20 protein-coding genes are annotated in these 21,083 nt (G+C 70.6%); 12 read left to right on the forward strand and 8 right to left on the reverse strand.

Annotated features, from left to right (window positions below; translation table 11 throughout):
* Positions 1–17: 17 nt before the first annotated feature.
* The gene (galU, locus tag AC3A46_RS00985) at positions 18–905 is read right to left on the reverse strand and encodes a UTP--glucose-1-phosphate uridylyltransferase GalU (protein WP_487663382.1); all 888 of its coding nucleotides are present in this window, start codon (positions 903–905) and stop codon (positions 18–20) included.
* Positions 906–985: 80 nt separating this feature from the next.
* On the opposite strand from galU, the gene AC3A46_RS00990 reads away from it, so the two are divergent.
* From AC3A46_RS00990 to mscL, 3 genes are read left to right on the forward strand one after another with little or no spacing between them, the layout of a single operon-like run.
* Positions 986–1,582: a 5-formyltetrahydrofolate cyclo-ligase gene (locus AC3A46_RS00990; RefSeq protein ID WP_487663383.1), complete on the forward strand. Its 597-nt coding sequence runs from the start codon at positions 986–988 to the stop codon at positions 1,580–1,582.
* Between the two features lie 19 nt (positions 1,583–1,601).
* On the forward strand, positions 1,602–1,901 hold the full coding sequence (locus tag AC3A46_RS00995) for an FmdB family zinc ribbon protein (protein WP_487663384.1): 300 nt from the start codon (positions 1,602–1,604) through the stop codon (positions 1,899–1,901).
* Between the two features lie 44 nt (positions 1,902–1,945).
* Positions 1,946–2,371, forward strand: coding sequence for a large conductance mechanosensitive channel protein MscL (mscL, locus tag AC3A46_RS01000; protein WP_056369712.1), 426 nt, complete (start codon positions 1,946–1,948; stop codon positions 2,369–2,371).
* Here mscL and AC3A46_RS01005 read toward each other — a convergent pair.
* Both AC3A46_RS01005 and AC3A46_RS01010 read right to left on the reverse strand, forming a co-directional pair.
* The gene (locus AC3A46_RS01005) at positions 2,365–2,580 is read right to left on the reverse strand and encodes a hypothetical protein (protein WP_487663385.1); all 216 of its coding nucleotides are present in this window, start codon (positions 2,578–2,580) and stop codon (positions 2,365–2,367) included. The two genes, mscL and AC3A46_RS01005, sit on opposite strands and share 7 nt — an antisense overlap.
* Positions 2,567–6,313, reverse strand: a complete 3,747-nt coding sequence (locus AC3A46_RS01010) for an AAA family ATPase (RefSeq protein ID WP_487663495.1) — start codon at positions 6,311–6,313, stop codon at positions 2,567–2,569. Before AC3A46_RS01010 ends, AC3A46_RS01005 begins: the two co-directional genes overlap by 14 nt.
* A 211-nt stretch (positions 6,314–6,524) precedes the next feature.
* On the opposite strand from AC3A46_RS01010, the gene AC3A46_RS01015 reads away from it, so the two are divergent.
* The 3 genes from AC3A46_RS01015 to AC3A46_RS01025 all read left to right on the forward strand — a co-directional run bounded on the left by AC3A46_RS01015 (position 6,525) and on the right by AC3A46_RS01025 (position 8,763).
* Positions 6,525–7,121 carry a methylated-DNA--[protein]-cysteine S-methyltransferase gene (locus AC3A46_RS01015; protein ID WP_487663386.1) on the forward strand — a complete coding sequence of 199 codons (597 nt, stop codon included), beginning with the start codon at positions 6,525–6,527 and terminating at the stop codon, positions 7,119–7,121.
* A gap of 253 nt (positions 7,122–7,374) precedes the next feature.
* Positions 7,375–8,238 carry a LuxR C-terminal-related transcriptional regulator gene (locus AC3A46_RS01020; protein WP_487663496.1) on the forward strand — a complete coding sequence of 288 codons (864 nt, stop codon included), beginning with the start codon at positions 7,375–7,377 and terminating at the stop codon, positions 8,236–8,238.
* 171 nt (positions 8,239–8,409) lie between these two features.
* On the forward strand, positions 8,410–8,763 hold the full coding sequence (locus AC3A46_RS01025) for a histone-like nucleoid-structuring protein Lsr2 (protein ID WP_487663387.1): 354 nt from the start codon (positions 8,410–8,412) through the stop codon (positions 8,761–8,763).
* 44 nt (positions 8,764–8,807) lie between these two features.
* Here AC3A46_RS01025 and pntB read toward each other — a convergent pair whose 3' ends face one another.
* Both pntB and AC3A46_RS01035 read right to left on the reverse strand, forming a co-directional pair.
* Positions 8,808–10,223 (reverse strand): Re/Si-specific NAD(P)(+) transhydrogenase subunit beta, encoded by a 1,416-nt coding sequence (gene pntB / locus AC3A46_RS01030; RefSeq protein WP_487663388.1) that lies wholly within the window; start codon positions 10,221–10,223, stop codon positions 8,808–8,810.
* Positions 10,220–11,767: a Re/Si-specific NAD(P)(+) transhydrogenase subunit alpha gene (locus AC3A46_RS01035; protein WP_487663389.1), complete on the reverse strand. Its 1,548-nt coding sequence runs from the start codon at positions 11,765–11,767 to the stop codon at positions 10,220–10,222. Before AC3A46_RS01035 ends, pntB begins: the two co-directional genes overlap by 4 nt.
* A 283-nt stretch (positions 11,768–12,050) precedes the next feature.
* Between AC3A46_RS01035 and AC3A46_RS01040 the strand changes: the two genes are divergently transcribed.
* From AC3A46_RS01040 to AC3A46_RS01065, 6 genes are all read left to right on the forward strand, one after another.
* The gene (locus tag AC3A46_RS01040) at positions 12,051–13,043 is read left to right on the forward strand and encodes a phosphodiester glycosidase family protein (protein ID WP_487663390.1); all 993 of its coding nucleotides are present in this window, start codon (positions 12,051–12,053) and stop codon (positions 13,041–13,043) included.
* 4 nt (positions 13,044–13,047) lie between these two features.
* Positions 13,048–14,202, forward strand: a complete 1,155-nt coding sequence (locus tag AC3A46_RS01045; protein ID WP_487663391.1) for a glycosyltransferase — start codon at positions 13,048–13,050, stop codon at positions 14,200–14,202.
* On the forward strand, positions 14,199–14,822 hold the full coding sequence (locus AC3A46_RS01050; protein WP_487663392.1) for a DUF4956 domain-containing protein: 624 nt from the start codon (positions 14,199–14,201) through the stop codon (positions 14,820–14,822). Before AC3A46_RS01045 ends, AC3A46_RS01050 begins: the two co-directional genes overlap by 4 nt.
* Positions 14,819–15,676, forward strand: a complete 858-nt coding sequence (locus AC3A46_RS01055; protein WP_487663393.1) for a polyphosphate polymerase domain-containing protein — start codon at positions 14,819–14,821, stop codon at positions 15,674–15,676. Before AC3A46_RS01050 ends, AC3A46_RS01055 begins: the two co-directional genes overlap by 4 nt.
* Positions 15,628–17,379: a carbohydrate-binding domain-containing protein gene (locus tag AC3A46_RS01060; RefSeq protein ID WP_487663394.1), complete on the forward strand. Its 1,752-nt coding sequence runs from the start codon at positions 15,628–15,630 to the stop codon at positions 17,377–17,379. Before AC3A46_RS01055 ends, AC3A46_RS01060 begins: the two co-directional genes overlap by 49 nt.
* A gap of 152 nt (positions 17,380–17,531) precedes the next feature.
* Positions 17,532–17,813, forward strand: a complete 282-nt coding sequence (locus tag AC3A46_RS01065) for a Fe-S cluster assembly protein HesB (RefSeq protein ID WP_487663395.1) — start codon at positions 17,532–17,534, stop codon at positions 17,811–17,813.
* 68 nt (positions 17,814–17,881) lie between these two features.
* Here AC3A46_RS01065 and AC3A46_RS01070 read toward each other — a convergent pair whose 3' ends face one another.
* From AC3A46_RS01070 to AC3A46_RS01080, 3 genes are read right to left on the reverse strand one after another with little or no spacing between them, the layout of a single operon-like run.
* Positions 17,882–18,925 (reverse strand): glutathione synthetase, encoded by a 1,044-nt coding sequence (locus AC3A46_RS01070; protein ID WP_487663396.1) that lies wholly within the window; start codon positions 18,923–18,925, stop codon positions 17,882–17,884.
* Positions 18,926–18,951: 26 nt separating this feature from the next.
* Positions 18,952–20,166 (reverse strand): peptidase MATCAP family protein, encoded by a 1,215-nt coding sequence (locus AC3A46_RS01075; RefSeq protein ID WP_487663397.1) that lies wholly within the window; start codon positions 20,164–20,166, stop codon positions 18,952–18,954.
* Positions 20,163–20,966, reverse strand: coding sequence for an N-formylglutamate amidohydrolase (locus AC3A46_RS01080; protein ID WP_487663398.1), 804 nt, complete (start codon positions 20,964–20,966; stop codon positions 20,163–20,165). The genes AC3A46_RS01075 and AC3A46_RS01080 overlap by 4 nt, the downstream gene beginning before the upstream one ends.
* Positions 20,967–21,083 lie beyond the last annotated feature (117 nt).

Raw genomic sequence — 21,083 nt, forward strand, 5'->3', positions numbered from 1 at the left:
CCCTCGAACGGGCGGCGTCAGAGGTTCGCCGCGAAATCCTTGAACCAGGGACGCAGTGCGGGACCGAGATCTTCGCGATCGGCCGCCAACTGCACGATGGCCTTGATGTAATCCACCCTATCGCCGGTGTCGTAGCGGCGGCCACGGAAAACCACGCCGTAGACGCCGGGGCCATCGGGGTCGCTCGCGAGCTCCTGGAGCGCGTCGGTGAGCTGGATCTCGCCCCCCTTGCCGGGCTCCGTGCGCTCGAGGATCTCGAACACGTTCGGCGACAGCACGTAACGGCCGATCACGGCCAGGTTCGACGGCGCGTCCTCCGCCTTGGGCTTCTCGACGAGACCGTTGACCTTGACGACGCCGTTGCCGTCGGTCGACTCCACCGATGCGACGCCGTACAGGTGGATCTGCTCGGGGTCGACCTCCATGAGGGCGATGATCGCCGCTCCGGTGCGCTCGTGCTCCTCGATCATGGTGGTGAGCAGCTCGTCGCGCTCGTCGATGAGGTCGTCACCGAGCATGACGGCGAACGACGAGCCGCCGACGTGGGCCTTCGCCCGCAGCACCGCGTGCCCCAGGCCCTTGGGCTCGCCCTGGCGCACGAAGTGGATGTCGGCGAGATCGCTCGACTCCAGCACGCGATGCAGGCGGTCGGTGTCGCCCTTGTCCTTCAGCTTCTCCTCGAGCTCGGGAACCGAGTCGAAGTGGTTCGAGATCGCGTTCTTGTTGCGCCCGATGATCACCAGGATGTCGTCGATGCCCGCCTGCGCCGCCTCTTCGACGACGTACTGGATCGCCGGCTTGTCGACGACGGGAAGCATCTCTTTCGGCATCGCCTTCGTCGCGGGGAGGAAGCGGGTGCCGAGGCCCGCAGCGGGGATGACTGCCTTGATGGAGGTGTTCGCCATGGTGAGAGTCTAGGTGCGACGACGAGGCCCTCTCGCCCGAACGGACGGTGTGCGATACTGCGCGCCGTACAATCGACACCATGTCCGACGCCATCGCCGATGCCAAGCGCGCCCTGCGCGCCGAGCTCCGCGAGCGACGCCAGCTCATCTCGCCGCAGGCGCGGGAGGCTGCCGAGGCGGGCATCCACGCCCAGCTCGACTCCCTCGTCGCCGAGCACGGCGCCCGCTCCATCTCCTGCTTCCTGTCGACCACGGCCGAGCCGGGCACCCGCTCTTTCGTGGCGGATGCCGTGAGCCGCGGCATCCGTGTCCTCCTGCCCGTGACACGGGCGGACGGCCTGCTGGACTGGGCGGTCGCCACCGACGAGGGCGACATCGCCGAGGGCATGTACGGACTCCCCGAGCCCGTCGGCGAGCTGCTCGGCCCGATCGCGGTCAACGACGTCGACCTCCTCGTCATCCCCGCCGCCTCCGTCGACCGCACCGGGATGCGGCTCGGCTGGGGACGCGGCTTCTACGACAAGACCCTCGGGTCGATGGAGCGCTGCCCGCCCGTCTACGCGGTCGTCTTCGACTCCGAGTTCGTGGACGAGCTGCCGAGCGACGAACTCGACGAGCGCGTCACGGGCGTCGTCACCCCCACACGCACCATCACCCTCGCGCCCACGCGGCGCTGACAGCCGAACCGAGAGAACCATGCCCACCTACGCCTACGCCTGCAAGCAGTGCGGTCACCGCTTCGACGCCGTGCAGTCCTTCGCCGACCCGACCCTGACCGAGTGCCCGGAGTGCGGCGGGGCGCTGCGCAAGGAGTACGGCTCGATCGGCGTGACCTTCAACGGGTCCGGCTTCTACCGCACCGATTCCCGCGCGGGCGCGAAGCCCTCGGGCTCGGGATCGGGCGGCGCAGCGGATGCCTCGGGTGGCGCGTCCTCGTCGACTTCGACATCATCGAAGACCGAGGCGAAGGCCTCTCCCGCGTCGTCCGGAGCCTGATCCTCCGGCGCCCCAGACGCGGATCGACACCCAGGGGGGTACACGTGATCAAGGGCTTCAAGGAGTTCATTCTCCGCGGAAACGTCATCGACCTGGCGGTAGCGGTCGTCATCGGCGCCGCGTTCACGGCCGTCGTCAACGCGATCGTCGCGAGCATCATCAACCCGCTCATCGAACTCGTGTGGAAGCCGGCTGAGGACGGCACGATCGGCATCACCGTGCAGGGTCTGTGGGGTCCGGTGACCTTCCCGATCAACGACCTCATCAACGCAGTGATCGCTTTCCTCGCCGTCGCGATCGTCGTCTACTTCGTCTTCGTGCACCCGATGAACGTGCTGAAGGAGCGCGCCGCCGCGAAGGCCGGCATCACCCCCGCCGACGAGGAGCCGAAGCTCCCGACCGAGCAGGAGATCCTGGTGCAGATCCGCGACATCCTGGAGAAGCAGGGCACCGCGCCTCGCGCTCAGTAGTGCGGCGGGACGTCGCGCCGCAGACGCTCGTCGTTCGGACCTGCGGAGTCGGATGCCGCGTTCCCCTGACCCTTGCGGTCGGTCGGGGACGCGGCATCCGTCCTCTCGTCAGCCGGGATCGGCTCCGCCGTGGTTCCCGGCGCGGGCGTCAGCTTGGCGCGGCGGGAGCCTGTGACGCGTTCGATCCGCTGCCGGTCACTCGATGACATCGAGGGGCTGGGTCTCGTTGTCGACCCGGGGCGCGTCGGGCGGCACGCCCAGCATCGCGGCGATGCGCTGCGCGACGTCGGCCGGGTCGCGATACAGATCGAACGAGTGCACGCGCACGTAGTGCCAGCCGAGGCGCCGCAGGATCTGCGGGCGCAGCCGCAGCGACTCGCGCAGCGACTCGCCGATCGTCTCGGGGTCGCTCTCGACCACGACCGCCTTGCCGTCGTACTGCGCGACGAGCGGCAGCAGGCCGCGGTAGTGCACGTCGACGGAGAGGCCCGCGCGGCGGAGCTCCCGGGCGAGCGCGCGGGTGAGCGGATCGGCGAGATCTTCCAGACGCGCCTCGCGGGATCGGGCGGCGATGCCGCCCAGGATCGACATCAGCGTCGCGGCTCCGTACTCGAGGCGCCCGTCGTCGAAGGCCGACGGACGGATCGACGACACGATGACCATGGACCGCCGCGCGCGCGTCATGCCGACCGTGAGCAGCCGCTCGCCGTCGGGCGACGACAGGTCGCCGAAGTCGCTCAGCACGCGGCCGTGCTTGGTGAGGCCGAAGCCCAGCGAGAAGATCACGCGGTCGCGGCTCTCGGCCACAGACTCCTCGAGCGTCAGCACCGCGAACGGCTCCGCGGTGTCGCGAGAGACGAAGTCGGCCACGTCGGAGCGTCCGGCGAACGCCGCCTCGACGGCCGCGCGGATGCGCTCGGCGTGCCGCACGCTCGCGGTGACGACCATGAGCGATTCGGTGCCCCGGTTGACGGCGTGCTCGACGACCAGGGTCACGACGCGGGCGACCTCGGAGTCGGGGCTCTCGACGGCCCCGGTGATCGGGTCGGGGGTGCCGTGGCCGCCTTCGACGTAGTCGACCGCGAGGCTCCCACGGCCCAGGTACGACCCCGCCCACGGCAGCGACACGATCTCGCCGCCGTAGAACGCGTCGTTCACGAGCGCCGCGAGATCCTCTCCGCCGGCCCGGTAGCTGCGGGTGAGCGTCTCGACGGGCAGCAGCTCGGCGAGCCGCTCGAAGACGCTCGTCGCGTCGAACGGCGCCTCGTCGTCATCGTCGTCGGCCGGCGCGCCATCGCCGTCGGTCGAGAGCGGCGGCACGGCGGCCGACATCGCGGAGCCTGCCGAGACGCGGAACGGCGTGGGCTTCTGCGTCACGGGGTCACCGAACGCCACCACCTGACCCCCGCGGCGCAGCGCCGGCGAGGCCTCGGCGAGACACAGGGCCCCCGCATCCGCCAGCACGACGACATCGAACTCGACCGTCTCGGGGATGCGGGGCACCTCGTAGGGAGAGGCCAGCCAGACGGGCGCCACCGTGCGCGAGAGCGTGGGCGCCACCGCTGCGAGCTCGGCGGGCGTGATGGCGCCGCGCTTCAGCGCCTGCTTCAGCCCGTCGGCCTCGGAGCGGTGGTCGACGATCCCGATCCGCCACTGCGTGGCGAGATGGGCGGCGAGGAGCGGACCGGATGCTGCGGCATGGGCCTCGTCGACGAGCCGGAAGTCGCGCTCCAGCCGGTCGACGACGGCGGTGTTCGCGCCGAGCACGGCACGATCGGTGCGCAGCAGCAGCTCGAGCGCCGACTGCCACCACGCGTACTCCAGTTCGGCGGCCACATCCTCTTCGGGCACGTGCCGCACCGACAGCTCGAGGAGGAGGGGTTCGAGGCCCATCGCGGCGAGCTCGGAGCGCAGCGTCGCGCGCTCCTTGAGGTTGTCGAACACGTCGGACTCCGCGGCGAGGCCGGCGAGCGTGCGCACGAGCTGCTTCACGGGGAGGATCGAGAGCCGGTCGGCGCCGGTGCGGCCGAGCACGGCGTCCACCTCGCCGAGTTCGGCGTCGACGCGCTGCCAGGCGACCTGGACGTCGCCGAGACCCAGCGGCACCTCGGGGGTCACACCGGCGTCGACGTAGCGCTGCCACTCGGTGCGCTGCTGCTGGATGCGCACCAGCGCCTCGTACATGTCGGGCACGTGCACGCCGGGGCGCAGATACTCACGGGACAGGCGGCGCAGCCGGCGCCGGTTCGCGCCGTTCATCTCCGGAGCGTCGCGACGCGGCGCGTGCGCCTGGATGAGCTCGGCCAGCGGCCGCTCGAACACGGTGAGGCTGAACTTGTCGAGCGAGTCGCGGATGCCGCGCAGCAGACGCAGGTACACACCGAGCTCGGCGACGGTCTGGAACGGCCGCATGCGCGTCTGCGCGATGAGCTCGTAGCCGCGCTCCAGCAGCGTCGGCACGTCGCTGCGGTGCAGCTTGCCGGCGAGCGCGTGCGCCGCGCGGGCCTCCTCCACTGTCGCGAACGTGACGCCGTACCACGGCGAGTCGTCGGGGCCGAAGCGGAACTCTCCCAGTCGCGCGGCGGCGGAGAGTTTCGCCGCCGCCTCCTTCCGCGTCGAAGCGAGGCTCGCGAGGGCGTCCGCGTCGAAGCGGGCCTCGGTCGCCGGTGCGACGCCCCGCTCGGCGAGTTCGGCGAGCTCGCGGAGGATGTCGAGCACCGACACGTCGAAATCGGGGTGCTTGGCGGTCACGGCCGAGCGGTAGTCGCGGAGCACGCCCCGCAGCCGCACCAGCGCGTCGTCGATGTCGGAGACCTTCGGCGTCTCGGCCTTCTCGTTCCGGCCGATCGCGCGGATGAGATCGCGCTGGAGGCGGTCGGGCGAGACCGCCAGGCCGGGCAGCCCGATGCCCGCGAGGCGATGCCGCACGCCGTCGAGCGTCGAACGGCGCGCGCTCACCACGAGGACGCGCTTGCCGTCTCGCACGAGCGCGCCCACGGCGTTGATGACGGTCTGCGTGCCGCCGGTGCCGGGCAGCGTGTGGATGACGAGGGACTGGCCGTCGGCGATCCGGGCGAGCACGCGCTCCTGCTCGGAGTCGGCGTCGAGGAGGAGCATGTCGGCGGCGGGGGCACGGTCGTCGGGGCTCGTCGGCACGGGCCCGTCGCGGCGGATCGTGAGCGACTCGCGGTCGGCGACGTGACCGGCGAGCGCATTGAGCACGCGATGGTCGAGATCCGACGCGTCGAAGGCCATGTCGCCGCCGACATCGGCGAAGGTCGACACGAGCAGACGCGGCTTCACCGCGTAGCTGTCGATCGACGCGGTGAGCGCACGGATGTGGTCGATCACCGGCTGCGGCTTGAAGACGCCGCCCTCGTACGCGAGAGCGGCGAGGCCGCCGGCGTCGATCATGATGCCGAAGTGCGTGCGCATCGCGCGGATCAGCTCGGGGTTGACCACGAACGTCCCGTGCAGCTTGAGCTCGAAATCGCCGTGGTGGCGCCGGATCGCGAGAGGGCGGAGCAGCACGGGTGCACTCCACGTGATCCCGGCGACGCGCCAGGTCGCCAGACCGACCGCGAGCCGCACGGTGTCGAGACCACGGGTCGTGCGCAGCTCCTGGTCCTTCGCGGTGATGCTCTGGGCCGCAAGCCGGGCGTTGCGCAGCGCGACCTCGTCGCGGAACAGGTTCGACAGCAGCGTCGATCGCCCGGTGATGAACTGGGGCAGGCTTCCCGGGTGCGCCTTCGTGATCTCGATCGCGGCATCCTGCCCGTCGACGAAGTGCAGCAGAGTCGAGCGGCCGCCCAGGGCGGCGGACTGCAGCCGGAGCCGGTCGCGCTCGGTCTCGGCGACGTGCACGACGGTGACGTCGGGTTCGGCGAGACCCAGATCACCCGGGGTCACGTCGTACCCGCGCTCGGCATCTCCTGAGCCCAACACGGCGCTGCGTTCTGCTCGCCACACACGTGCCACCCTAAAGGCGACGGGTGCCTCGCTCTTGCAATGGACCTGAGTTTCGCGGTATCGGGCCCTCAGGGGACAGCCCCGGGTCACGCCCTCTCCTCCCCCGCCCACGTTCGGCGCGTTGTTCCCACAGATCCCGCCGTCGACCGGCGACCGCGTCCCCGACCCGCGCCAGGATGGTCGCATGCCCCCCGAGGATCCGCCCCGCTACCGCGTCCACCCGTCGCCCATCGGCGACATCCTGATCGTCACGACCGACGACGGCATCGTGACCCTGCACCCCTTCGCCGGCCCCCTGCACGCCGAGATCGAGCGCGTCGCCCTGCAGCTGCGCGCCCTCCCGGTGCCCGACGACGACACGGATGACGCCGGGCCTGGAGCCGCCGACGCGTTCGAGAACGCGGTGACGCAGCTCGACGAATACTTCGACGGCGACCGCGCCGAGTTCGACCTGCCGCTGGACTGGCGACTCGTCCGCGGCTTCACACGCGCCGCGCTGGAGACCGTGTGCGACATCCCGTACGGCGAGACCGCCAGCTACGGAGAGGTCGCGATCGCGGCCGGCGTCCCCCGCGCCGCACGCGCTGTCGGGACCGCGTGCGCCACCACGCCGTTCTCCGTCGTCGTGCCGGTGCATCGCGTCGTCCGTGCCGACGGCTCACTCGGCGAATACGGTGGGCGACCCGAGGTGAAGCGGTTCCTCATCGACCTCGAGCAGGGGCCCACCATTCCGGCCGCGCCGAACGCCGCCGGTGCCATCGAGACTCCGGCTCCGCACTGAGGCCGAGCCGGTCGAGGCTGCGGGCGTGTAGGCCGCCCGCATGCCGCGAGGCCCGCGCGGCGCGGCGACGCGCGCGGGCCTCGCGATCCGCCTCGACGAGAGCCCCGCTCACCCGGCGGCGATCGCCCTGACTGGTAAAGTCGACGCTACGAAAGAGGCGGCGAGGACGCCGTCACGCCGGAAGCAGGTAGCCGTGGGCGCGTCTCTGCCACATCGCGCACCGGCCCCCGATCGCACAGGCGCGGGGGTCCGCATCGTCGTGGACGCGCTCGACGGGGATCCCGGCGACGCGCAGGCGCTCGATCATGCGGTGGCCGAACTCGTCCGTCGCACGCGCTTCCCGGTCGCCTTCGGCGGACTCGCGCTCGGCGACGCGATCCACGTCACGTCCATCCACGGTGCCCGCACCCGCAACCTCCAGGGGCTCGTCGTGGAGGCCTCTCGCGGTCTCGGCGGGAGGGCGCTCGTCGAGAAGCGGCCGCGGCTTGCGCTGGACTACGGCTCGTCACGCAGCATCACGCACGACTACGACCGCGCCGTCCTCGGTGAGGGCATCGCGACGCTGTTCGCCGTCCCCGTCATGGTCGGCGGGCGGGCCCGCGGCGTCATCTACTGCGGATCATGGGCCGAATCCCCCGTCGGCGACGTGGTCGCCCGCCCGGCATTCGCGGTCGCGGAGGAGCTGTCGAGCGAGCTGCGCATCCGCGAAGAGGTGCAACGGCGACTGACCCTCTCTCCCACGCGCACCGCACCGGCCGCCATTCCGGCGACCACGCGCGAGGAATTGCGCGAGACGTACGCCGAGCTGCGCAGCATCGCGGCGATCATCGACGACCCCGCGCTGCGTGCGCGCCTGGACCGACTCGAGCAGCGGCTGGCGGCGCTCTCGCACGACGCATCGGAGCCGTCGGTCGAACTCGACGTCCGGTTGTCGCCGCGCGAGATCGACGTGCTCGCGTGCGCTGCTCTCGGCTCGACGAATGCCGAGATCGCGGCGACCCTCGACCTCAAGGAAGGCACGGTCAAGTCGTATCTGCAGTCCGCGATGGCGAAGCTGGATGCCTCGACCCGGCACGCCGCGGTCGTCACCGCGCGTCGCGCCGGCATCCTTCCCTGACCTCCGCCGGCGGACGCCGCGGCAGGATCCGCCATATCGCCGCCCGGGACCATTCCGGACAGTGGCGTCCGAATTCTCGCGATTCCGAATTCTCCTCGTCGGATCGCGGTTATCCACCGCTACGGAATTCATGAATAGGCTGCCGCGACAATTCAGCGTATTGTTCCCCTCATGGCCCGCAGAATCGTTCACCAGCTCGTCGACGACATCGACGGAACCCTTTTGGAAGCCGGCGAAGGCGAGACCGTGCTGTTCTCGCTCGACGGCGTCGCATACGAGATCGACCTCACCGACGAGAATGCCGCCGCACTGCGCGGCGCTCTCGAGCGCTACACGAAGGCAGCCCGCGCCGTCTCGTCCGCCCGCGCGGCCTCGAGCGCCGCCTCTGCCGGCCGCAAGCGTCGCCGCAGCGGACAGCAGGATTACAGCGGAGTCCGCGAATGGGCGAAGCAGAACGGCTATCAGGTCTCCGAGCGGGGCCGGGTGCCGGCATCCGTCCTCGAAGCTTACGAAGCGGCGCACTGACGCACGCCGCCTCGCGGCTTTTCACGACGATTCTCTTCCCGCTCTCACGAGCGTGAGAGCTGGAAGAGAATCTCGTCGACTTTCTCTTTGGCGTCGCCGAAGAGCATCTGAGCGTTGTCGCGGTAGAACAGCGGATTCTGCACGCCCGCGTATCCGGATGCCATTGAGCGCTTGAACACGATGACGTTGTCGGCTTCCCACACACGCAGCACCGGCATTCCGGCGATCGGGCTCGAGGGATCCTCCGCGGCGGCGGGATTGACGGTGTCATTCGCGCCGATCACCAGCACGACGTCGACGCCCGACAGGTCGTCGTTGATCTCGTCCATCTCGAGCACGATGTCGTAGGGGACCTTCGCCTCGGCGAGGAGCACGTTCATGTGACCGGGAAGGCGTCCCGCCACGGGATGGATGCCGAACCGCACGTCGACCCCGCGCTCGCGCAGCTTCTGCACGAGGTCGGCGACGCCATGCTGGGCCTGCGCGACGGCCATCCCGTAGCCGGGCGTGATCACGACGGTGGAAGCGCCGGCGAGCAGGTCGGCAGCGGCCTCGGCGTCGATCTCGCGATGTTCGCCGTACTCCTCGTCGCCGCCCTTCGGCGCCTCGATGCCGAAGCCGCCGGCGATCACCGACAGGAACGACCGGTTCATCGCCTTGCACATGATGTAGCTCAGGTACGCACCCGACGAGCCGACCAGCGCACCGGTGACGATGAGGAGGTCGTTGTTCAGCAGGAAGCCCGCCGCGGCGGCCGCCCACCCCGAGTAGCTGTTGAGCATCGACACGACGACGGGCATGTCACCGCCGCCGATAGAGGCGACCAGGTGCCAGCCGAGGGCCAGCGCGAGCAGGGTCACGGCGATCAGGAGCCACAGCTCCGGGGTGATCACGTACCAGACCGTGAGGGCGAGGAACGCGGCGAGCGCGCCGATGTTGAGCGCGTTCTTACCCGGCAGCATGAGCGGCTTGGACGAGATGCGCGCCGAGAGCTTGAGGAACGCGACGATCGAGCCGGTGAAGGTCACGCCGCCGATGAAGACGCCGATGAACACCTCGGCGTGGTGGATGTCGGCGAGTGCCCCGGTGAGTCCGGTGTCGTAGAGAGCGCCGTTCCACCCGACCAGCACCGCGGCAAGGCCGACGAAGGAGTGCAGCAGCGCGATGAGCTCCGGCATCCCGGTCATCTGGACGATCCGCGCGCGCCAGAGCCCGATCGCGGCGCCCACGAGCACGGCGACCACGAGCAGCGTCAACCCGAGCGCGCCCGACGACTCGCCCCAGGCGCCCGCCGCCACCAGGACGACCGTCGCGATGAGCGCGATCGCCATGCCGACGATCCCGAACACCACGCCACGACGGCTGGTCTCGTGCTTGCTGAGCCCCGCGAGGCTCAGGATGAACAGCAGCGCCGCGACGATGTAGGCGGCGCCGGCGAGCTGGCCGGCGACCGCGATCATCGGGTCTCACCCTTCTGGAACATCGCGAGCATGCGCCGCGTCACGGCGAAGCCGCCGAAGATGTTGATGGACGCGAGCAGCACTGCGACCGCGGCGAGGATCTGCACGGTGAGGTCGGGAACCGTGATCTGCACCATGGCGCCGACCACGATGATGCCCGAGATCGCGTTCGTGACGCTCATCAGGGGCGTGTGCAGCGCGTGCGCCACGTGGCCGATGACGTAGAAGCCGACGACGATCGCGAGCGTCAGCACCAGGAAGTGCTGCGGCAGCGGCGGCGGCGCGAACGCGCAGATCGCGAAGAGCGCCGCGATACCCGCGACGACGAGGCCGGTGCGGGCGCCTGCCGACATCGTCTTCTTCGGCGCCACGACCGCCGGGGCGGCGGCCGCTGCCTTCGCCGGCGCGGCCGACACCTGCACGGGCGGCGGCGGCCACGTGACCGCGCCGTCCTGCACGACGGTGACCGTGCGCTGCACGACGTCGTCGAAGTCCAGGGTGAGCTCACCGTCCTTGCCCGGGGTGAGGAGCTTCAGCAGGTTGACGAGGTTGGTCGCGAACAGCTGCGACGCCTGCTGGGGAAGCCGACCGGGCAGGTCGGTGTAGCCGAGGATCACGACGCCGTTGTCGGTGACGACCTTCTCGCCGGCGACCGAGCCCTCGACGTTGCCGCCCTGCCCCGCCGCCATGTCGACGATGACGCTGCCCGAGCGCATCGAGGCCACGTCTGCGGCCGTGATCAGGCGTGGCGCCTGACGACCCGGGATGAGCGCCGTCGTGATGATGATGTCGACGTCGGCCGCCTGCTCCGAGTAGATCTCGGCCGCGCGTCTGTCGTACGCCTCGCTGGTCGCCTTCGCGTACCCGTCGGACGAGACCTGCTTCGCCTCCTCCGGCACGACGACCTCGAGGTACTCGCCACCGATCGACGCGACCTGGTCGGCCACCTCCGGCCGCGGGTCGGTGGCCCGCACGATCGCACCGAGGCTGGAGGCCGCACCGATCGCCGCAAGCCCCGCCACACCCGCACCCGCGACCAGCACCTTCGCCGGCGGCACCTTGCCCGCCGCCGTCACCTGCCCCGTGAAGAACCGCCCGAACTCGTGCGCCGCCTCCACCACCGCGCGGTACCCGGCGATGTTCGCCATCGAGCTCAGCACGTCCATCGACTGCGCGCGAGAGATGCGCGGCACCGCATCCAGCGCGATCGCGGTGATCCCCCGCGTCGCGAGCGACTCGACGAGGTCCGGCCGCAGCGCGGGGCTCAGCGTCGCGATGATCGTCGCCCCGTCGGCGAGCCGGCCGATCTCGGCCGGCGTGGGCGCGTCGACCTTCAGCACCACGGGCGCCGACCACGCCGTGGCCGCGTCGACGACGACCGCGCCCGCCTGGGCGTACGCGGCGTCCGGGAACGACGAGGCGGACCCGGCCCCGGCTTCGACGACGACGTCGTAGCCCAGGGCGATGAGTTTCGGGACGGTGGTCGGAGTCGCGGCGACCCGGGTCTCTCCGGGCGCCTCGGCGACGATGCCAATGCGGGTCATGCGTTCCTCTGGGTCGGGTGCGACAGCGTCGGCTGCGGCGACGGGGAGGTCCGCGAGACCCTCTTCGGTGCTCGCGGCGACGCCTCCACCATGTCAGACCGCGACACCGATACCCCGCGCGTTGCGCCCCGACACGTGACAAGAATCACAGAATTTGCGCGCCGCGCACCACTTTCCCCCTTCTTCCGTCGCGCTCCGGTCTGGCCGAACGCACATGCTCACGCCAGGCGGTTCATAGCGCACGGCGAAGGTCGTCGTAAGTCGGACTCATATCCATGGAGGCATGGACAAGAAGAGCAGAGCGAACAAGGGCACCCGCACGCGTCGGGTCCGAAACGCCGCCATCGCCTCCGGCCTCGTCGTCGCCCTCTCGGGCGGCGCAGGCGCCGTCTGGGCGACCGACCGCTTCCTCGTCGAGCACGTCGAGATCGCCGACGTGTCGGCGTACGAGGCGCAGAACTCCACGGTCGACTCCACGGCGGAACCGACGGCGGATGCCGGCACGACCGTCACCGACACGGCGTACGCGGACGGCGCGACATCGATCACGATCTCGACCGTCACCGAAGGTTCGGGCTCCGACACCGTGACCTACTACGTCGCCGACGTCACGCTGTCCGACGCGACCACGCTGCAGAGCGCCTTCGCGAAGGACCAGTTCGGGGAGAACATCACCGAACTCACCAGCAGCATCGCCTCCGACAACGGCGCGGTCTTCGCGATCAACGGCGACTACTACGGGTTCCGCGACACCGGCATCGTGATCCGCAACGGCGTGGTCTTCCGCGACGAGCCCGCCCGCGAGGGGCTCGTGTTCTACACCGACGGCCGCGTCGAGGTGTACGACGAGACGACGACGACCGCCGACGAGCTGCTGGCCGACGGCGCGTGGAACACGCTGAGCTTCGGCCCCGCGATCGTCGAGGACGGCACCGTCGTCGACGGCATCGAGAGCGTCGAGATCGACACGAACTTCGGCAACCACTCCATCCAGGGCGACCAGCCGCGCACCGCCGTCGGGGTCATCGACGAGAACCACCTCGTCTTCGTCGTCGTCGACGGACGCCAGTCCGGGTACAGCGCCGGCGTCACCCTCACCGAGCTCGCCGACATCATGATCGACCTCGGCGCCACCACCGCGTACAACCTCGACGGCGGCGGCTCGTCGACGATGTACTTCAACGGCGAGGTGGTCAACTCGCCCTCCAACGGCGGCGAGCGCGGCACGAGCGACATCCTGTACATCGCCGACGCGTCCGCGGCCGACGCGGAGTGACGCCGTGATCGTCCTCATCCCGGCCTACGAGCCGGGTCCGCGCCTCGAGCCGGTCGTCGCGGGCCTGGTCGCCGCCGACCCCGACATCGAGGTGGTCGTCGTCGACGACGGGAGCGGTCCGGCGTTCGCGCCGATCTTCGCCGGCGTCGAGGCACAGGGAGCAACGGTGCTGCACCACGACACGAACCGCGGCAAGGCGGCCGCGCTGCGTACCGGTTTCGACCACGTGATGGCTGCGCATCCCGGTCACGACGTCGTCACCGCCGATGCAGACGGGCAGCACACCGTGCACGACATCCAGCGGGTCTCCGTCGCCCTCCGCGCGGACGCCGCCGACGGCGCCCCGACGCTGATCCTCGGCTGCCGGGCGTTCACCGGGCGGGTTCCGCTGCGATCCCGTGCGGGAAACGCGGTGGCCCGCGGCGTGTTCCGCCTCGCTGCCGGCTGGACGCTGAGCGACACGCAGACAGGGCTGCGCGGCATCCCCTCGCAACTGCTCGCGTGGGTGCGCGACCAGCCGGGCGAGCGCTTCGCGTACGAGCAGAACGTGCTGCTGCGCTGCCGACGCGACGGGGTCGCGACGCGCGAGGTGCCGATCGAGACGGTGTACCTCGACGGCAACGCGTCGAGCCACTTCCGCCCGATCGTGGATTCGCTGCGCGTCATGCTTCCGCTGCTGCTCTTCGCGGGGTCGTCACTGCTGGCGTTCGCCGTCGACACCGTGATGCTGCTGGTTCTCCACGCGCTCACCGGCCTGCTCGTGCCGTCCATCGTGGCGGCGCGCGTCGTGAGCGCGTCCGTGAACTTCGCCGTCAACCGACGCGTGGTCTTCCGCGGTGGTTCGACCGGCTCCCCCTGGGAACGGGGACGGATGCTGCGCCAGGCCGCCCGCTACGCCGTGCTGGCCGTCGCGCTGCTGGCCTCGAACGTCGTGTGGCTCGATGCGCTCACGCGCTACGGGGTGCCCCTCGTCGTGGCCAAGGTCGCCACCGAGGCTGTGCTGTTCGTGACGAGCTACGGGGTGCAGCGCACCTTCGTGTTCGGCGCTCAGCAGCCCCGTGACGAACTCGTAAGCCGGTCTGATGCCCGTCATAGGAACCCCATAGCGGCCGCGGCTCGAATGGATCAGAGCGAACACCCCATCGGGAGGAACCCATGACCACCAGCGCGCTGATCCTCATCGGCATCGACCTGGCTGCCGCCCTCGTGCTGAGCCTCGGCCTGTACTACCGCCGGCACCACCGCCGCGACCTCGTGGTCGCCTTCCTGGGGGTGAACGTGGGGGTGATGGTGGTCGCCGCCGTCCTCGGCACCGCCGAAGTCGCGCTGGGACTCGGGCTCGGCCTGTTCGGCGTGCTGTCGATCATCCGGCTGCGCTCGTCCGAGATCTCGCAGCGCGAGGTGGCGTACTACTTCGCTGCGCTCGCGATCGGTCTCGTCACCGGACTCCCCCAGACCGACCCGTGGCCGGTCGCGGCGCTCGTCGCCCTGATCCTCGCGGTGCTGTGGGGCGCAGACCACCCGCTGCTGCTCTCGCGCGCGCGCCACCAGGTCGTCCGCCTCGACCGCGCCGTCTCCGACGAGCGCGAGCTGCGCGCCGAACTCGAAGCGCGCCTCGGCGGCACAGTCGCCTCGACCACTGTCCAGGAGCTCGACCTCGTGAACGACACGACGCTGGTCGACGTCCGCTACCGGATCCCGCGGGCCGCCACGCGCCCCACCACGACGAGCCGAACCACCGCGTCGAGCGCGCCCGCGATGCAGGGAGCGGCGCGATGACCGCGTTCGGCCGCTTCGACCCGGTCTCGCTCGACGCGCTCGTGGCCGAGGCATCCCTCCTCACTCGCGTCGACAGGAAGTACGTCGTGCCGCGCGCGGGCCTCGACCCGGTGCTCGCCGCACTCGACCCCGGCACTCGCGTGCTCGAGATCGACGGCGCGCGCGACTTCGCCTACGAGTCCGTGTACTTCGACACCCCCGACCTGCTGAGCTTCCGCATGGCCGCGCAGCCCCGGCGGCGGCGCTTCAAGCTGCGCACGCGCAGCTACCTCGATACGGGCACGTCGTACCTCGAGATCAAGACGCGCGGGGCGCGCGGCACGACCGTCAAAGACCGTGACGAGTACGACCCAGGGCAGCGCGACCGGCTCACCGACGACGCCCGCGACGATGTGGCGAACGCGTTCGCGACCATCGGGGTCGCCTCCGACCGGGCCGATGAACTCGACGCGACGCTGCTGACCCGGTACCGGCGGGCCACCTTGCTCGCCGCCGACAGCACCGGCCGCGCCACCGTCGACACCGCGCTCGAGTGGATCGAGCCCGACGGACGGGGCTTCGCCCTTCCGGGGCTCACCATCGTCGAGACGAAGTCGGGCGCCCGGCCGTCCGACGTCGACCGTGCGCTGTGGCGGGCCGGCCATCGGCCCGCGACGGTGAGCAAGTACGCCACCGGGCTCGCGGCGCTTCACCCCGCCCTCCCCCGCAACCGGTGGGCGCGGCTGCTGCGCGGCCCGTTCGATTCCTCGCAGCGCACCGCGCCCACGACCCACCCGACCATCGCCACCCCCAAGGAGGACGCATCATGCGCCGACACCCCCACCACCGCCCTCTCGAGCGCCGCAGCCGCCTGATCCTCGCGGCCGCGCCCCTGGCCGTCGCCGCGCTGGTGCTCGCCGGGTGCGCGACGCAGACCGCCGCATCGACGAACACCGCGACCGCCGACGACACAACCACCGAGACCGCGGCCGTCGTCGACTCCGACCTCAGCGCGGCGGCCGTGCTCTCCGCGAACGCCGATGTGACGGTCGTGAAGGACGACGAGTGGAGCGAGACGGATGCTGCGGACATCACGCTCTCGGGCAGCACCGCGTCGAGCGACTCCGACGCCGTGACCGTCGACGGCTCCACGGTCACCATCACGGAGGCGGGTGTGTTCCGGCTCTCCGGGTCGCTCGACGGCCAGGTGGTGGTCGCCGCACCCGAGGATGCGCAGGTCGTGCTGATCCTCGACGACGCCGAGATCGCAGCATCCGACTCCCCCGCCATCACCGTGACGAGTGCGGACGACGTCGCCCTCTCGCTGGCGGCCGGGAGCGACAACAGTGTCTCGGACGCGTCGTCGTACGCCGACGGCGCGGACGCGAACGCCGCGATCTACGCCGACACCGACCTGACGATCTCGGGCACCGGCGCGCTCTCGGTCTCGGGCAACGGGAACGACGGCATCACGAGCACCGACGACCTGGTGATCCTGTCGGGCGAGATCGCCGTCGACGCGGCTGACGACGCGCTGCGCGGCAAGGACTCGCTCACCGTCGAAGGCGGCACGCTCGAACTCACCGCCGGCGGCGACGCCCTCAAGAGCGACCAGGCCGACGACGCCACGCAGGGCTTCGTCGCGATCACCGGCGGCACGGTGACGGCGACGAGCGGTGACGACGGCATCGCCGCGGCGACGGATGCCGTCGTCGCGGGCGGCACCGTATCGCTGGCCGCGGGCACGAGCGCCTCGGCCTCGGACGACTCCCCCAAGGGCGTGACCGCGGGCGTCGTCGTCGCGATCGACGGCGGCGACATCGAGATCGAGGCGGCGGACGACGCCGTCCACTCCGACGGTTCGGTCGGCATCGGCGGCGGCACCGTCACCGTCTCTGCGGGCGACGACGGCATCCACGCCGAACAGCGCCTCGAGATCCGTGACGGCGTCGTGACGATCACGGAGTCGTACGAAGGCCTCGAAGCGACGGATGTCGCGATCTCGGGCGGCACGGTCGACATCGCGTCGAGCGACGACGGTGTGAACGCTGCCGGCGGGACCGCATCCGATGCCCAGGGCGGCGGCATGGGCGGCGGCGAGCAGGACACCGGCGAGACCATCACGATCTCCGGCGGCAGCGTGCGCGTGGCCGCGGTGGGCGACGGCCTCGACTCCAACGGAACGATCTCGATCACCGGTGGCACCACGGTCGTCAGCGGTCCGAGCTCGGCCGGCGGCCAGGGCGCGCTCGACTCCAACGGCACGACCACGATCGACGGCGGCGAGGTGTTCGTCGCGGGATCCATCCTGGTGACGCCGACGGGTTCGCAGCAGTGGATCGCCGCGACCGCGAGCGGTTCGGCCGGCGACACCGTGGCGGTGACGGATGCCTCGGGCGCCGTGATCGCGAGTTTCGAGGCCGACCAGAGCTTCGGCGCCGTGTTCTACAGCGGGCCGGGGGTCGCCGACGGCGGGTCGTTCACGATCACGGTGAACGGCGTGACGGCGGCGACGGTGTCGGAGGGGGTCAATGTGTCAGGTGGTGGCATGGGCGGTGGCGGCGGTCGCCGTCCCTGACCCGCGCCTCGGTCGCCGCACTGGCCGGCTGCGGGCGGCGACCGAACGTGGGAAGTCCCTCCTAATGCGGGCTGCACGGCGCGCAGAGGTTGCGTTCCGCCATGGATCTCGGAATCGTGGCCGGTCCGGAACCGCAAACGGAAAGGAAAAGCATGCTTACGCTGACCCAGACCGCCGCCGAGGCCGTCGAAGAACTCGTCGCCCGGGTGCCCCTTGCTGAAGAGGGCGGTGTGCGAATCCGCGACACCGGAGGCTCGGAAGGATTCGAGCTGAGTGTCGCTCCGGCCCCGGCACCCGCCGACACGGTCGTCACCGAAGGAGGCGCCCGCGTCTTCCTCGACGAGAGGGCTGCGGCCGCCCTCGACGACCGGGTGCTGGACGCCGAGCTGTCGAACGACGGCGCGGTTCGCTTCGCCCTCGCAGCCCAGGGCTGATCGCAGAGCTTCGGGCCCCGGCATCCGTCATCGGATGCCGGGGCCCTCGTCGTCTGCGCGTGCGACCGTCACGCGGTCGCGAGCTGGACGTTGGGGAATTCGCTGCCGTAGTGCGCACGCATCCCCGTCTTGCGCTCGAGGTCGTCGATGACGGCCGCGGCGAAGTCGATGCCGTACAGCGCGGCACACGACCCGAGGCCGCCGGGCGAGAACACGTTGACCTCCATCAGCTTGTCGCCCGCGATGTCCAGCCCGACGAGGAACATGCCGTCGGACAGGAGCTTCGGGCGGACGGCATCCACCAGCTGCAGCATCTCCTCGGTCACTTTCACGGCCTCGGCCTTCCCGCCGACCGACATGTTCGAGCGCACATCCTTCTCCCCCGGCCGCCGGCGGAACGCGGCGTGCACACCATCGATTTCGAGTGCTCGGCCGTTCATGACGAACATCCGCACGTCGCCGTTCTTGGCGGCGGGAAGGTACTCCTGCGCCACCACATAGCCGTCACGCGCGATCGCTTCGACGATCTGGGCGATGTTCCGCTCCCGCTTCAGGTCGACGAGGAACACCCCCGAACCACCCGAGCCCTGGAGGGGCTTGAGCACGGCACGGCCCCCGAGCTCGTCGATGAACTCGCGGACCCTGTCCTCGTCGCGGGTGATCAGTGTGCGCGGACGCACCACCTCGGGGAAGTGCTGGAAGTACGCCTTCGACATGGCGTCCGCCAGGGAGCGGGGGTCGTTGACGACGAGGACGCCGGTCTCGGCGACCATGCGCCCGAACGCCAGTTCGGCCGTGCTCGCCCACGCCGAGTCTGCGGCTTCGGCCGCCGGGTCGGCGCGGAGCATGAGCACATCGAAGTCGTCGAGCTCGGTGCGCGCCCGGGTCGCGGACTGCACGTCCTCGAGATAGCGCTCGAGGGACCGGTATCGCTTGCCCGCGGTCGAGGTCGCAGTGATTGCCGAGAGCGATCCATCGGGTTCATAGCCGAAGTCCCGAAGACCCATGAGGTGCACGTCGTGCCCTCGCGCGGCAGCGCTCATGGCGAGGCGGGTCGTCGAGTAGATGGGCTGTTCCGTGGCGATGTCGTTTACGACGAATCCGATTCTCATCTGGTGGGCTCCTCAAGCGTGGATTGCTAGGCGTTGACCAGCGACACAAGGTCGCTGGTGCGGGCGGCGTGGTGGATCCTGTCGGCGGACTCCGCCTCCGACAGGTAGCGCGGGATGAGGCGCGCGGGTGCGAGGAGCCCGCGGTCGGCGAGGTCCTGCACGAGGGGCAGGTCCTCGAGCGAGAACTTGCCGAGGAAGAGGAGGTCGAGCGCACCACCGTGGGCCACGTGCTCCAGCAGCGCCAGCAGCCCGCGCAGATAGATGGCGTCCTTCGTGAGTCCGCCGGCGCGGTACACCCGCATGGCGACACTGTAGGCGCTGCCCGCGGGCAGGCCGTGGCCGGTGAGCAGACGGTGCGTCTCGACGAAGCTCGCGCCGCCCACCAGTGCGTGCACGGCCACCACCCGCGCCGCGAGCTGACGCAGCCGAGAAGCCGTGAGCCCGCCGCACGCGATCTCTGCGAGCACCGCGAGGCCCTCCTGCGTCTCGTCGTAGTGAGCGAGCCCGGCGCCGAGCATGCGGATGGGCTGCGCCAGGCCGTTGACCTGTGTCACGAGATGCGTACCCACTTCGTGCTGCAGCAGCGCATTGACGCGCGGACCGGCCACCGCGGCGTTGCGCGAGATCAGGAGCGTATTGCCCTCGACCAGGACACCAGACACGTCGTCGCGGATCTCGGCGTGCAGCTGCGCATCGGGGTCGATCGACCGGTAGTGGGCGATCTCGGCCTTCGCAGCCGCGAGGAACGTCTCCGCGCCCACGGATTCCTGTTCGAGTTTCCCGTACGGGAGCCGGCTGAGCAGATCGTCGGCGATGTCCACGAGCGCCGGCAGCACCGGCCCGTACTGCGCGATCGACAGCTGCAGGAAGTCGGGCGTGTTCCGCGCCCGCAGCATCTCCACCCGCAGCGTCATCTCGCGCTGCCGGTTGCGCAGCAGCGCCGCAAGGGTGGTGTCGCTGACGGCGTCGAGCGGCAGTGCAGCCACCTGGGCATCGAGCACCGCGGGGTCGACATCCAGCGCGCGATACTCGAACACGGGGTCGACCTCGGGGTCGGCAAGGAACTGCGCACGGATGTCGTCCGCGTTCACCGGTGTCATCTCGAGCAGGAATCGCACCGTCCCGGCGAGCGACGCCATCGCATGGTCCGCGGCGAGGTCGGCGGCCGAGAACGCGCCCTTCTCGATGACGTCGGTCTCGGGTCCGCCGGCGACGGGGGCATTCGCCGGGTCCGTCGTCACGGAGTCGCCACCTCGACGAGCGCTTCCTGGAGCGCAGGGATCGTCGACGCCACGGCGCGTGCGAGCTCGTCGAGGCGAGCGAGATCCGCCTCGCCGGTCCACTCGTCCATGAACGTCTTCTTGAACTCCAGCGCGAGCACGGCAGCCCTGCCGGGATAGCGAGCGTGCGTCCAGGCGGCGAGCTGCTGCCCGCGGAAGCGGATGTTCTCGCGCACATCGAGCGGCCCCGCGGACGTTCCCGCCTGCGTGAGCGACTCGATGAAGGCGTCCGCGACGGATCCGAAGCGGCCCCGGTCGAGGGATCCCGTACCGACGTTCACCTCGGGGTTCTCGGCCCAGGGGGCCTCGGGCGCCTCCGCCCCGTCGCGGCGGTGGTTGTAGGAGTGGATGTCGAACACCACGAACGGGCCGCGCTCGGCGACCACGTCCAGTCGTCGGCCGAGCTCCGCGTAGAACGCGTCGTACACCTCGAGAGAGCCCGCGACGATGCCCGGTTCAAGCGGTGGATCGCGGACGACCTCCAGCCCCCACGCCTCCTCCGCCGAGCGGTAGACGGCCTTCTCGCGCGAGCGATTCAGGTCGACCTCGAAGCGCGACCGATTCACCACCACGCGGGCCGGCACGAGTGCGCCGATCACGTCGGTGTGGGGGTCTTCCTCCCGCAGCCGATCCTCGTCGGGCAGGACCAACTCGGCCGCGACCTCCGGCCGGACGTCGTGCCCGTTGTGGATCGCCGTGGCGATGAACTGCCCGCTCCAGTCGCCCAGGAATTCGAACGCGGGGCGCTCCGTAGTGACCATCACCCCATTGTTTTCCCGGGCGGAGACGGGCCTCAAGGGCTTGACAGGGTCCGCGAGCCCCCGTATCCCGCGCGCCATCGGAGTCTCGGCAGGGAGACGTCACAGACCTCGCGGCTG

It is taken from the genome of Microbacterium sp. Soil_C_42 (assembly GCF_057656735.1).

Bases quoted from the DNA above. Each gene is read 5' to 3' on its own strand.
- AC3A46_RS01080 (WP_487663398.1), bottom strand. From the start codon at position 20,966: ATGGTCACTACGGAGCGCCCCGCGTTCGAATTCCTGGGCGACTGGAGC.
- AC3A46_RS00995 (WP_487663384.1), top strand. From the start codon at position 1,602: ATGCCCACCTACGCCTACGCCTGCAAGCAGTGCGGTCACCGCTTCGAC.
- AC3A46_RS00990 (WP_487663383.1), top strand. From the start codon at position 986: ATGTCCGACGCCATCGCCGATGCCAAGCGCGCCCTGCGCGCCGAGCTC.
- AC3A46_RS01040 (WP_487663390.1), top strand. From the start codon at position 12,051: ATGGACAAGAAGAGCAGAGCGAACAAGGGCACCCGCACGCGTCGGGTC.
- galU (WP_487663382.1), bottom strand. From the start codon at position 905: ATGGCGAACACCTCCATCAAGGCAGTCATCCCCGCTGCGGGCCTCGGC.
- AC3A46_RS01065 (WP_487663395.1), top strand. From the start codon at position 17,532: ATGCTTACGCTGACCCAGACCGCCGCCGAGGCCGTCGAAGAACTCGTC.
- AC3A46_RS01005 (WP_487663385.1), bottom strand. From the start codon at position 2,580: ATGTCATCGAGTGACCGGCAGCGGATCGAACGCGTCACAGGCTCCCGC.
- AC3A46_RS01050 (WP_487663392.1), top strand. From the start codon at position 14,199: ATGACCACCAGCGCGCTGATCCTCATCGGCATCGACCTGGCTGCCGCC.
- pntB (WP_487663388.1), bottom strand. From the start codon at position 10,223: ATGATCGCGGTCGCCGGCCAGCTCGCCGGCGCCGCCTACATCGTCGCG.
- AC3A46_RS01035 (WP_487663389.1), bottom strand. From the start codon at position 11,767: ATGACCCGCATTGGCATCGTCGCCGAGGCGCCCGGAGAGACCCGGGTC.
- AC3A46_RS01055 (WP_487663393.1), top strand. From the start codon at position 14,819: ATGACCGCGTTCGGCCGCTTCGACCCGGTCTCGCTCGACGCGCTCGTG.
- AC3A46_RS01060 (WP_487663394.1), top strand. From the start codon at position 15,628: ATGCGCCGACACCCCCACCACCGCCCTCTCGAGCGCCGCAGCCGCCTG.
- AC3A46_RS01025 (WP_487663387.1), top strand. From the start codon at position 8,410: ATGGCCCGCAGAATCGTTCACCAGCTCGTCGACGACATCGACGGAACC.
- AC3A46_RS01015 (WP_487663386.1), top strand. From the start codon at position 6,525: ATGCCCCCCGAGGATCCGCCCCGCTACCGCGTCCACCCGTCGCCCATC.
- AC3A46_RS01070 (WP_487663396.1), bottom strand. From the start codon at position 18,925: ATGAGAATCGGATTCGTCGTAAACGACATCGCCACGGAACAGCCCATC.